9 protein-coding genes are annotated in these 12,622 nt (G+C 48.5%); 1 reads left to right on the top strand and 8 read right to left on the bottom strand.

Translation table 11 applies throughout. The features are described 5' to 3' along the window. Positions 1-168 precede the first annotated feature (168 nt). Complete coding sequence (locus tag D829_RS0125980; RefSeq protein WP_017691842.1) at positions 169-1,962, bottom strand: vWA domain-containing protein; 1,794 nt, start codon at positions 1,960-1,962, stop codon at positions 169-171. A 408-nt stretch (positions 1,963-2,370) separates the two neighbouring features. Between D829_RS0125980 and D829_RS0125975 the strand changes: the two genes are divergently transcribed. Then, positions 2,371-3,303 carry a hypothetical protein gene (locus tag D829_RS0125975; protein WP_026081427.1) on the top strand — a complete coding sequence of 311 codons (933 nt, stop codon included), beginning with the start codon at positions 2,371-2,373 and terminating at the stop codon, positions 3,301-3,303. Positions 3,304-3,794: 491 nt separating this feature from the next. Here D829_RS0125975 and D829_RS0125970 read toward each other — a convergent pair whose 3' ends face one another. The 7 genes from D829_RS0125970 to D829_RS0125940 all read right to left on the bottom strand — a co-directional run bounded on the left by D829_RS0125970 (position 3,795) and on the right by D829_RS0125940 (position 12,421). Further along, positions 3,795-5,441, bottom strand: coding sequence for a DEAD/DEAH box helicase (locus tag D829_RS0125970; protein ID WP_017691840.1), 1,647 nt, complete (start codon positions 5,439-5,441; stop codon positions 3,795-3,797). 951 nt (positions 5,442-6,392) lie between these two features. After that, positions 6,393-6,569: a hypothetical protein gene (locus D829_RS33865; RefSeq protein ID WP_017691839.1), complete on the bottom strand. Its 177-nt coding sequence runs from the start codon at positions 6,567-6,569 to the stop codon at positions 6,393-6,395. 358 nt (positions 6,570-6,927) lie between these two features. Further along, complete coding sequence (locus D829_RS0125960) at positions 6,928-8,379, bottom strand: SulP family inorganic anion transporter (protein WP_017691838.1); 1,452 nt, start codon at positions 8,377-8,379, stop codon at positions 6,928-6,930. Between the two features lie 513 nt (positions 8,380-8,892). Continuing rightward, positions 8,893-10,563, bottom strand: a complete 1,671-nt coding sequence (locus tag D829_RS0125955; protein WP_017691837.1) for an AarF/ABC1/UbiB kinase family protein — start codon at positions 10,561-10,563, stop codon at positions 8,893-8,895. Then, positions 10,564-10,944, bottom strand: a complete 381-nt coding sequence (locus tag D829_RS33555) for a phasin family protein (RefSeq protein WP_017691836.1) — start codon at positions 10,942-10,944, stop codon at positions 10,564-10,566. Positions 10,945-11,016: 72 nt separating this feature from the next. Then, positions 11,017-11,655 carry a ThuA domain-containing protein gene (locus D829_RS0125945; protein ID WP_017691835.1) on the bottom strand — a complete coding sequence of 213 codons (639 nt, stop codon included), beginning with the start codon at positions 11,653-11,655 and terminating at the stop codon, positions 11,017-11,019. A 43-nt stretch (positions 11,656-11,698) separates the two neighbouring features. Next, positions 11,699-12,421, bottom strand: a complete 723-nt coding sequence (locus D829_RS0125940) for an SDR family oxidoreductase (RefSeq protein ID WP_026081426.1) — start codon at positions 12,419-12,421, stop codon at positions 11,699-11,701. Between the last annotated feature and the right edge of the window lie 201 nt (positions 12,422-12,622).

Here is a 12,622-nt window from a genome sequence, read left to right as displayed (position 1 = left end):
AACTTCCGATCGCTGTTATCCCCAGATTTTTTGATTCTCTTTTTCAACGGTGAAAATCTGGTGATAAAGGCGAACGCTTCGCTTCTCCAGCTTTTTTCTGTCCTCTGCGTTCTCGTGTAAATGGATTAGTTCAACTTATATAGCTTACATTCATTTAGCTATAATCCTTCACACCAGATACTCAATCAAAATCGTCTTGTCCGCCTGTTGCAGCGGGATGCTCAGTCGGTCACCGTTCTTCAGTTCAACGCCTGAGCTTGCATCGACTGCACGACCGGATTTCTCCAGCGTACCGCCTGCGGTGTTACGGATTATAATTCGGTCCCCATTGCTGGGCGTAAATACATATTTTTCGGTTTCCTTCAGCTCAGGGTCCAGTTGCAACAACTGATGCAGATGGAATCTGCCGCGGAAGGATACCAGCTTTTTATATTGCGGATATGACTTGTCTCCTGTGTTCTCATCACGAATCTCCACAACCATCTGACCTACAAATCCCCGGTTTTTGCGTTTCAGCCAGCCCATCAGGAACCAGGCACCAACACCAACCACGATCAGGACTATAACACCAAGGATGACAGGTAACCAAGGAAACGGCTTGTCCTGTTCACCGCCTGACGTTGTTGGTTGAGATCCGCTTCCGGCTGCTCCGCTCGCATTAATGGTGATTGGCGCACTTTCACGGTAGAAGCTGTCTTCTTCCGCACGGATGACTAATTCATAGTTATGATTGTCCGGTACTTCAAACGTTCCGGCAAAACCAGAACCTGTGTTTTCCAGCGGTTGTTCCTCGCTTTTACCTGTATCTACATCTTTCACAACCAGCGTGGCCTTCATATCTGTATACAGATCATTATCCTGAAGTGGCTGACCGCCATTCTCCAGTTTGGCAGCAAGATCAACCTTGTCCCCTTTGGTATAGGACTTGGTCTTAATTGGGTCCACAACGAGCTGAAGATCATAGTTGAACAACAGGTTGATATCGATGTTGTCTTTCGGAGCCCCTTTTACCCGAAGTTTCCAGTCGCCCTCTTGGGGTTTCAACAGCTTCACCAATGAGTAACTCTTCGACGTCGAGAGCTTGGCTGCATCCGAGTTCAGATCGACGGCTTGTCCGGAAGGGTCCGTCAATTGCACTTCCACCGGCTTCGAAGACATGATAGAAATATTTGCTTCCAATACACTGTCATTCGGCACATTCACGGTAACTTCCTGATAACTGCCGTTTCCCGTTACAGAGGGCAGCTTCACCACATTCAGTTTGGCATGATCGGCGAAGATCTCACTCAGAATCTGTGGCAGATCATCCGGCGTATCGGTAATGAATGATTTACCTCCGGTCTGCTGAGCCAGGTCTGCGAGTGCATCCTTGTTCAGCTTGCCATCGGCATTCAGTCCAATCGTATATACCGGAATACCCTGGTTCTGCGCTTCCTTAACGGCCTTTGCCAGATCCGCATCGGACTGAGCTTGCGTACGACCTTTGGTTTTATTAAAATCGTTGTTACCATCCGCCAGCAACACGATCATCGGCGAGTGGGATGGGTCTGCACCATGATTCAGTATGTTCACGGCTTCGGCGACACCAACTGAGACATCGGTATATGGCCCCCGGGCGAGCTGATCAATAAAATCTTTCAGGCTGCTCTTGTCCGCATCGGACTGAATCGTAAGCAACGCCTTTTCCCGCTCCACCTGATCGGTATAAGCGACAATCCCTACCTTGTCCCCCTGGACTGGCAGCATATCAATAAACATTTTCATGGCTTCATTACTGATCTTGTCACGGTCACTTGTATTCATTGAATTACTTACATCGGCTACAAGCACCGCATCGATTCCGCTCGTCTGTGCCTGAGCAGCGGCTGCTTGTGGCAGCAACGCCTGAGGAAGCAACAGCGTTAGAAATGCCAGCAGAACCAGAGTTCCGCTGAGCCAGCGTATTTTGTATGTCCGCAGCATTAGGTGTACTCCTTCACGTTTGAGATTAAAATGGGAATAGTTTATTATAGGCGTCAAGCCTTAAGGAAATCTTAACAGTCTGCTAACAAATTCTGAAAAGCACCCCTATCTTGAGTTACAGTTTTGTAATGACTGACAAAAATCGACGATTCTACATCTGTAACTGGCACAAAAGTACCAACTATGGAAATATGATATAGTTATTGCCAGCAAACTGCAATATAACAGCGCTTGTTCACCAAGCCATAGAAGGGAACGGATTATGGTTACATACGGATGCCTCGCCATATTGTTTCTTTTTGTCATTATAAAGGGTTTTTCACTCCAGCTTCATCGACGGAAACCGGTATCCCGGGAAGACACGGATCGTACCCTCTACACTATTCTGAATGGTGAGCGTGATTAAGCATGAGTACTAAACTAGTTGTATCCATAAGACCATTTCATCGAACGACCTATGCCTATGAAAAGTTGCAAGTCTGCTCACGTTGCGGACAGTACACCTGCCTGTGGGAAGACGAGTGCACGGCCTGTGGCCGGGGTACACTGAACTCTGTTCAGGCAAAGGCGACTTCCCGAGTGAAACGCCGCATTGCACGCGACCTGTTCATTACGTTATTGTTCGGTACAGCTGCCACCTACTTCGGTGAAACCATAGATCAGACCATGGCGGCGGCCAGCGTTTCCCTGCTGCTTCTGGCTGGACTGATCTTCATGCAGAAACGTTCGTTCGAGGTAGAGCAGCAGCGCGAGTTGAAGCGCACGTTGCAACAGGATGAGGAACTCATCCGCCAGGGTATTAACCGCAACTGGGCTCTGGTCGCCGAAGCCCGAAAGCAGGATGAAGCACTTGCCTATGAGATGCTCCGCGAGATCGGCTCACTCGTTTACAATGACCGGATTCGACTGCAACAGGTTGCGCTGTTGCAATCCTTCGTCCTGCGCAGTGATATGGATCTGCAACTCAAGCCACTGCTGCTGCACAGCTTCGAGAGGCTGCTGGCTGATTATATCGGTGAGATCGCACGGCTTAAGCCCGATTTGATCCGGGAAGACGCGATTCGTTATATCGCGACCTATGAAGTGAACATTTTACAGCTGCACAATGGAATTCAGATACTTACAGCCGTAGCTGCTGCTGCCGTACGCAAGAGCAAATATATTGAGTTATTCCCTAGTCTTATTACCCGCTACGCCCGCTTTATGCCCAAGGATCGCTTCATGAGACTTTATCACACGATTGAACGCTATCCGAGCAAGGCACGAGGGGGATTGGCAGAGTCGGTAGGTCGAGTGTATAACGAGAAATATCGGGATCAATACGCAGATGTTCAGCTGTAGGGATGATATATTGAGAAAGAAAAACGTAGTTTAGTGCAAACTCACTCCCTGTATATAGACGAATGCAATTTCATCCATCCCTGCATGCGAGTCAGCACCACAGATCGAAGGTTATGCTTCTAATGATATAAGAATTAATCCAAAAACACCCCATCCTTAGGTCTAGGATGAGGTGTTTTGAATTTTATGGCAGTCTGCCAAGTGCTATGCGCAATACACGGACAAAAAGAAAAACTAGATGGGGAATACCTAAATGGCATCTTCAATGGATCAAGCAGGCGCGCAAACAGACACTCGCAGGTGACAAAAAGAATAAGCGGAAATGATCATCTGTCCTGGTGAAAAAGGGCCGCGACGTGGTTCCGTCGCGACCCTTGATCTGAGGGTTCGGTACATCTGTACCCGAACCCTCTCATATGTGCCATGCCAAACCCTGTGGCATGGCATGGTGCCTGCGCAATTGTGGCTATATCGCCGCTTGCGCCAAGGCTTTACCGTCCGCGACGAGAATCGCGACGGTCGCCCTTCGCCGGTCCGCGTCCTGCGGATTCCGGACGGCGAGAGCCTTCGCTGCTGCGCCCGGAGGTGCGCTTGTCGGCACTACGGCCAGCCCAGCCGCTGCTAGCTGCACCGCGTCCGCCTTGGCCCGATGCACCGCGACTGCTGTCGCTGCTGCGCGCGGAACCACGCCCTGCGCTGCGCTCGTCGCCACTGCGACCCGCACCGCGTCCACCTTGGCCTGCTGCACCACGACTGCTGTCGCTGCTGCGTGCGGAACCACGGCCTGCGCTGCGCTCGTCGCCACTGCGGTCACCGCTACGACCACCACTGCGTCCGCCTTCACTGCGACCACCCTCGCCGCCGCGGGAACCACGACCCCCACGTCCGCCATCTCTGCGATCGTTACGGCCTGCACCGCGACGGGCACTGCCCGTTCCGGAAGAGCGTCCGCCTGAACGTTCGTCATCCCCTTGACCGTTGATGGAACGTCTAGCTGCTCCAGTTGAAGCAATTGGACCTTCGCTCGTCCACTGGATGCGGGACAGCTTCTGGTCGATCCCTTGTTCAATACGTGCAAGTTCCGGTCTGTCGTGCTCTGTTGCAAACGTTACAGCAAGACCTGTACCGCCTGCACGGCCCGTACGACCAATACGGTGGATATAACTTTCCGCATCATGCGGCATATCGTAGTTAAATACATGCGTGACACCTTCAACATCAAGTCCACGTGCAGCTACATCTGTAGCAACGAGCACTTGCAGTTTGGCATCGCGGAACGCTTTCATTACGTTCTCACGCTTGGATTGGGACAGATCTCCATGAAGTTCATCACTTGCATAACCGGCTTCACGCAGATCTTGGTTCAGCTTGGATGCACGACGCTTGGTCCGGCAGAAAATAATCGCCAAGTATGGGCGATACGTATCAATCATGCCGCGAAGCGCTTCAAGCTTACCGCGATCCGTACATTCCAGCACCTGCTGGCGAATCTGTTTGATCGGGATAACGGATTGGGAAGATACTTTTACATCTTCCGGATCTTTCATGTAGGTCTTCGCCAGGTTGCGAATGCCCTTTGGCATCGTTGCTGAGAACAGCATTGTCTGACGTTTATGTGGAAGCTCACTAAGAATCGTTTCCACATCGTCCAGGAAGCCCATGTGCAACATTTGGTCGGCTTCATCCAGCACCAGTTTTTTCACATTATCAAGCTTCAACGTGCCACGGCGCAGGTGATCCAGCAGACGACCCGGTGTACCAATAACGATCTGGGTACCGTTCTGCAATTTACGCAGCTGCTTGTCCACATCCTGCCCGCCGTATACGGCAAGCACATGCAGTTTATCGTCGTTTGCCGTGAGTTTCTTCGCTTCTTCCGTAATTTGCAGCGCAAGCTCACGCGTAGGCGCAATAATCAGCGCTTGCGGCGAACGGTCGGATACGTTAATTTTCTGAATAATCGGCAGCAAAAAAGCCAGCGTTTTCCCTGTGCCTGTCTGTGCCTCGGCAATAATATCGCGTCCACCCAGCAGTACCGGAATCGAACGCTCCTGTACCGGAGTCGGCACGGTGATGCCCTGATGTTTCAGGATCTCACACCATTCCGGGCGAATGCCCAGTTGTTCAAAGTTTGCCAATCGTTACACCTCTGTATATTCATTTAGATAAGTCCATTTCATAATGACTTCAGTATTTCTGTAATCAATTCTGCAATCAAGGCTAGTTTTCCTTAGTTCAATCCTGATTATGAAATGAATTTTTTAAAAAGCAATCCACTCGTTGCTCTTCTTCTCCATACCCTGTAGTTTACACGTTAGTCAAGCAAAACAAAAGGGGATACAGCGTCTCAACCCTAACTTGTAGCACAAAATCCCAAGATCAGCGTAACTGTATCGACCAAGTGAGTTTGAGGATGGTTTTGACAGTAACTATAGGAGCCCCTCTGAGAATAATGATGAGTGGAACAAGCCAAGACGCTAGCTCGAAATATGACTCTGTGAATTGGTTGAGGATTGAACTGCACGTGGTCAGGCGGAGGGGATAACAGGGTACACTGTCTCTAATGATACTCCTTGAGAAGGATGTAATGGATCGTTATGTCCAAAACCCAGGATAGTTTAGTGATATCGTTGAGATTGAGATAGCTGCTATGATTCTATAAATTGTTGTAAAGGTAATCCTAAAAACAGATCAAAAGGAATCGATTTTGCGAAAGTATCAGGAATTGAGGGTACCTGGGACTCTGTACATTGGGATCAAGATTTCTCACGGTTCGAAAATAGCCCTAACGATGAACCTCTCACGTACCACTAATTCTAACGAATCCAGGACACCCTATTACGCCAATTAAAACCCTTTAGATTTTCTAACGAACTCCAGTCACCTTATTACTCGGAAATACCTGCGAAACGGCTTCAATATCAGTAACATTGGCATAATAAGATGTCTGTGATTCGTTAAAATAACGAAAACATGAAATACCCCCATATAAGACGTGCTAGGTTCGTTAGAGTTTACACACAGGGAAGGACACAAGCTTAAGCACAATAACATCAGCTACAGCTAAAACAGCTACTAGAACCAGAACATCAACTACAAAAACTAGAACTAGGAACACCAACACCAACACCAACACCAACACCAACACCAACACCAACACCAACACCAACACCAACACCAACACCAACACCAACACCAACACCAACACCAACACCAACACCAACACCAACACCAACACCAACACCAACATTATCAACCAAAAACAATCAACACTACCTATACTTCTACTAGGACTACCACCATTAGAACTACCACCAGAACTACTTCTACTTCTACTTCTTCACTGGACACACCACACACTCTAATAAAAAAACAACGACGCCCTCTCCCCGACTTACATTGGGAAAAAGTGCGCCGCTGATAAAAAGTTATGTTGTCTACTTCATAGGGATGTCACATGTCTGCTCACCACTACTTTAGGACAGTAGCCTTCATAACTTTACTACTACTTATTACTTCTTTAGATCCTTAATTCCAGATTTACTAAGCCGTTCATTTTTCACCTTGTCTGCGTAACTACGTTTCGACATTGCACCTTTGTACAACAACCTTCGTCCAACCAAGTTACGAACCGTGCCCGCCCGCTGTAGCAAACCCACTCCGTTCAAGAATACGGGAGCTTTCCTCGTTCAACCCGCGCAGGTGCACGGTTTTGCCCAGCTTCGCATATTTGAACTTCACTTTGCCGATAGCCACAACCGCAGTGTTGTCCCAGATATGTGACCCTCCGAAATCAATCGTGATTTCCTTCGGATCGGCCTCTGCATCGAACTCATCTACAAAGCGGGACGAAGAACCAAAGAAGAACGGTCCATGAACCCGGTATACCTTCTGCCCTTGCTCCTGGCTCGCCTGTACGCGAATCTTGGTCTGTTTCCAGCCAAAATGCAGCACACTGAGCACAACGCCGACCATAACCCCGATCGACAGATCGTGGGTATAGACCACAATTGCCACCGTCACAATCATGACAAAGGCTTCCGCGCGCGGCACGCGAGCAATATTTTTGATGGAACTCCAGTCGAATGTCCCGATACACACCATAAACATTACACCGACGAGCGCACCCATCGGTACCTGTTTCACCACACCACTAAACAGCAACAACAGGATCGCGAGAAACGCACCCGCAGTAAATGTAGATAATCTTCCACGTCCGCCAGACTTCACATTAATGACCGACTGCCCAATCATCGCACAGCCGCCCATCCCGCCAAACAAACCGTTCACAAAATTCGCGATACCCTGACCACGCACTTCACGGTTCTTGCTGCTCTTGGTCTCGGTCATCTCATCCACGATGGTTGCGGTCAACAGAGATTCCAGCAAACCAACCAGTGCCATGGTGAATGAATAAGGCAGTAGAATCATCAGCGTGTCCCAAGTCCACGCAATATTCGGCAAATGGAACATCGGCAGAGTGCTCGTTATATTTCCCATGTCACCAACTGTTCTTACATCGAGATGAAACACCAAGGTAATAATCGTCATCACGATGATTGCAATTAACGGAGCCGGAACGCCTTTGAAAAACCGCGGCAAAATATAAACGATCGCCAGCGTACCCGCTACCATCGCATACATGATCCAGTTCGCTCCAGTGAAGTGGGTTAACTGTGCCATAAAGATCAGTATAGCCAATGCATTCACGAATCCGGTCAGTACCGAATGAGGCACAAACGTAATAAATCGCCCAACCTTAAATATGCCAAGCAGAAACTGGATAATGCCCGTCAATATCGTCGCTGCAAAAAGATATTCCACGCCATAATCCTTGACGAGTCCAACCATCAGTACCGCCATGGCACCTGTTGCCGCCGAGATCATACCAGGTCTGCCACCTGCAATCGAGATCACAATTGCAATCGTAATCGAAGCGTACAATCCGACCATCGGATCGACACCTGCAATGATGGAGAAAGCAATGGCTTCCGGAATTAACGCCAGCGCTACCGTAATGCCTGCCAGCACGTCTCCGCGAATGTTGCCAAACCATTGTTGTTTTAAAGTGTTCATATGTTCTTTGCCGTTCCTCCTACGTGTATTCCTCATAATGGACATCCTGCTGAAGAGTAACGGAAGCCGTTCACACTAACCATCTACCCAGGACAGCACAAAACAACGGATTCCTCTCCGCGTCATTCACCTATGCTCATCCCTGAGTTGCACCATTATTTACCATCCATATAGCTTTGAAGGGTTAATATGCACTCATGTCTTTTCCGTTCCAGTGTGTACCGCTGGTGTTCCATTACTGCCTCAGTTGCCTTACTTCATGCGACATCAGGAGCTGATCCTGATGCCCATAGGTTTTCCCCTCTCAGAAAAACCGGGTCCGTTAATGTACTGACCTATTATTATAGTCACAGGACCGGATATGTACTAATACAGTTAAGGCGAAAAAACAGAACCTTTTCTTCTATTATCTTAATCTTTCTATAATTTACTCACCAATTCTCTATTCACAAAAAATAACCCGCAAAGATCCTTTGAAGAAAGTCTCTTTACGGGTGTTCATGTGATACTATGCTAGAATCTTCCTGATTTGAATATCGAATAGAGCAGGAAAGCCACCATCAAAATCGCCACCAGAAAACCAATCTCAATGACCGGAATATCCCACAGCATCGTGGACTGATGACTGATGGACGAACCGATAATCAAGCCCACCATGATGATACAAAAGGCGAGCAGCACGATACTGAAGGACAGCCGATTACTAATCTGGTCCATTCTGCGCATGAGGGCATCCAGTTCAGGGACACTGATCTCCAGCCTCAGCTTGCCTTTGCTAATAATGGATGATAACTGCCTTAACTGCCCTGGCAGACCAATGACACTCTCAGCCATATCGGCCGCACTGCGGAACAACCGATTCTTGATTCTTCCGGCACTAAAACGCTCCTTGATCAGCTTACGGCCAAAGGGCTCGGCCATATCTACAATACTCAGGGAAGGATCAAGATGTTCGATTACACCTTCCATCGTAAGCAACGATTTACCAAGCAGCAGAATATCCGCAGGCATGACAACCCGGTGCCTCTGAGCTACGCCGAACAAGTCATTCAACGCCTGACCCACACTAATCTTGGAAAAGGGAATATCGTAATATTTGGTACGCAACTTGTCCAAATCCACATGAAGCCCACGCAGATCCATGTCATCAGGCATCATGCCCAATTTCTCAATCGCTCGGATCATACTGTCTGTATCTTTGCGCATTAACCCAATAATAAGCGAAGCGAGCTGTTGTTTCATCTCATCACTCAGACTACCCACCATACCGAAGTCTATAAAAGCAAGACGTCCATCCTTTAATACCATCAGATTGCCCGGATGTGGGTCAGCGTGAAAGAACCCATGAATAAAGATTTGATTCAATAATGAATCCACCAGCCGCTCAGCAATGTTATTCAGATCATGACCGCGTCTGACCAGTTCTTCACGATCATTGAGTTTGATACCTTCGATATACTCCATAGTGAGCACACGTGACGAAGTCTGATCCCAGTAAATTGTCGGGATTTTCACCTTGTTGTCCTGTTGGTATTGCTGTGCAATCTTTTCCGTATTGCGGCCTTCGACCGTATAATCCAGCTCGGCCATCAATGCCTGAGCGTATTCTTCTACCATTTGCGGAATCTGATATTGCTTCACCCAATCCCAGCGCTTCTCGGCCATGGCTGTCAGCTCACGCAAAATATCCAGGTCACGCTGCACAATACGCGATATACCCGGCCGCTGAATCTTGATGGCTACCGACTCACCGCTTCGAAGTTTGCCCATATGCACCTGTCCAATGCTGGCCGCAGCTACAGGGGTATCCTCGAACCGGGAAAAGATCTCCTCCAGCGGTGTATCCAATTCCTGTTCCAAAATACCCCGTGCCGTCTCGGAAGAGAACGGCGGGACCTGATCCTGTAACTTCACCAGCTCACGAATGACAGACTCAGGCAATAAATCTGCCCTTGTGCTTGCGAGTTGCCCCAGCTTGACGAAAGCTGGCCCCAGCTCCTGCAGCACAAGCCTGATGCGTTCACTCAGCGTTTTGGTGGTGTGTGCTTCACGCGACATCCACCGTCTGGGCAGAGCCAGTAGCTGGAACAAGCCCAGCTCCTCGACCATATAACCGAAGCCATGACGCACGAGCGCCATGGCAATTTCACGGTATCTGCCGACATGTTTGATTCGCACTGCCATCTACTCGATCTCGTTTCCTTTGAGAGGAGGCGGAACTTCAAGTGGAGCTGGGGATTCATCAGGTTGAAGCTGTGGTGAGTGGCCCAGTTCGGCAAGTTTTTTCTCCAGAACGGCAACGCGCTGTTCCAGACTGGTTACATCACTTTCGGATGCCACACCAGCTTCCTGAAGCACTCGCTTGACCTGTTCCTGAATCATTCTCTTGAACTGGCCTTGCTCTTCATCGCCCCGTTCCATCAGGCGTTCAACCAAAGCTTTGGATTCACCGGGTGCAAGTTCCCCGCGCTTGACCAAATCATCCACGGTTTTCTCAATTTTTTCTTTGCTTACGACAGTAAGACCAAGCCCTAACGAGATCGCCTTTTTGAACAAATCGCTCATTTTTGTCATCCTCCTCTTCGTTGATCTCTATATTATACCCCTTATACTCCGCATGCAAAAATGTCTGTCCAATCAGACGTAACGAGCAGCCCATTTGCCTGCTTGCAGGAGTAACTTGCGGTACGTTTCGTGTGCAAAAGACGGTACATGGTGACCCGGCATCAGATAAACAATACGTCCAACACCATATCGATGTGCCCATACTGCAGGCTTCGGTCCTTCTTCAGATTGATATTCAAGCAATACCTTCGTTTCGGCAAAAGAACCAAACTCGAACTGATATGCTTCCTCCTCCATCGTAAACCCCGTAATGCCCTCCGTCACTGGATGGCTTTCCGCGGTTACGGTGAATTCAAGTTGTGCATAAGCCGGATGATGCAGGAACTTGGCACCGATCATCTGTTTGAGTTCATAACGATTTTGGAGCGAGATGCCGTTATGTATAATGACCAGTCCACCTCCATTACTTACATAGGACAACAAACCTGCTGTCTGCTGAGGAGAGACTTTCCCCTTCCAATCGTCCATGTATGAGATACATACATCAAATCCGGTTATATTTTCTTGCAGCAGCATATTCCGATTCTCACTGCACTGCACAGTCATAGTATCATGGAAAATTCGGCTTATCTCCGCATCCACCCCCTGAAGCGGGTGCCAATCCGGATGTGTATAATCGCCAAGTAGTAATGCTTTTTTACGATGATCCATTCAATTAATCTCCTTTCTTGTTCACCTCACTGTATAAAACCAACTACCAGGGGAGCTTCTCTCCCTTGTAGTCCACATATGCGGGCTGATCTCCTTTAAACTGTTCATGGCGGTCGATAAGTACTGCGATATGCTGTGCAGATTGCTCGGGCGTGAGATCCGCAGCAACATCCAATTCGCCCCTCATATAACTCTGTACCCAACCGGGATGCACAAGCATCACTTGTCCGCCTTCATCCTTCAGACCATTGTGCACAAGACGGGCCTGCATGTTCAAAGCAGCTTTGGACATACAATAGGCATACCACCCATCCCGACTGCATTGCTCTATACTTCCAGCCTCGGAAGAGATATCAACAATCAGCTTGACCTGTCCTTGAAGAAGGAGGGGTAACAGGGAATGAGTCACACGCAGTGTACCTAAGGTGTTCACATTAAATACTTCAGCCATCTCCGCCATATTCAACGGCCCGCGGATATGATCCGTAATACTTCCTAGTATAGCCGCATTATTGATCAGCATATCCAGATGATTCGTATCCAGCTTCAATGTCTCCGTGAACAGAGCTACCGACAGGTCGTCCGCGATATCCAGTTCGATGGCGCGCAGATGGTCAGGATATCCTTCTGCAAGCATACGAATCCCCTCGGAATCTTCCACGTCCAGACCGGCCGCATACACGAAATACCCTCTCTTCAGCATCTGTGCCGTCAAAGCCAATCCCAATCCCCGGGCAGCTCCAGTTACACATACGGTTCTCATCATGATGTCCCTCCCTCGCATAATGATTCTGTCTTTTATTCATTCCACATTTTCATCTAAAAACCTTTAATTCAGAATCGGATCGCCAACTTCACGACCAAAGACTCAGGAGGTAAAAGCAAGATTAGAGCCATTTTGCTTATTGAATCCAGCTATCTATTTGAGCTACAAATAACTGTTATTATCCCTACATTTCTCGCTCCT

It is taken from the genome of Paenibacillus sp. PAMC 26794 (assembly GCF_000316035.1).
Lineage (GTDB): Bacteria > Bacillota > Bacilli > Paenibacillales > Paenibacillaceae > Paenibacillus.
This window is presented reverse-complemented; position numbering and strand designations above follow the sequence as displayed.

Excerpts from the sequence above, each read along its gene's own strand:
- D829_RS0125980 (WP_017691842.1), bottom strand. The coding sequence starts at position 1,962 with ATGCTGCGGACATACAAAATACGCTGGCTCAGCGGAACTCTGGTTCTG.
- D829_RS0125975 (WP_026081427.1), top strand. The coding sequence starts at position 2,371 with ATGAGTACTAAACTAGTTGTATCCATAAGACCATTTCATCGAACGACC.
- D829_RS0125960 (WP_017691838.1), bottom strand. The coding sequence starts at position 8,379 with ATGAACACTTTAAAACAACAATGGTTTGGCAACATTCGCGGAGACGTG.
- D829_RS0125955 (WP_017691837.1), bottom strand. The coding sequence starts at position 10,563 with ATGGCAGTGCGAATCAAACATGTCGGCAGATACCGTGAAATTGCCATG.
- D829_RS33555 (WP_017691836.1), bottom strand. The coding sequence starts at position 10,944 with ATGAGCGATTTGTTCAAAAAGGCGATCTCGTTAGGGCTTGGTCTTACT.
- D829_RS0125945 (WP_017691835.1), bottom strand. The coding sequence starts at position 11,655 with ATGGATCATCGTAAAAAAGCATTACTACTTGGCGATTATACACATCCG.
- D829_RS0125940 (WP_026081426.1), bottom strand. The coding sequence starts at position 12,421 with ATGATGAGAACCGTATGTGTAACTGGAGCTGCCCGGGGATTGGGATTG.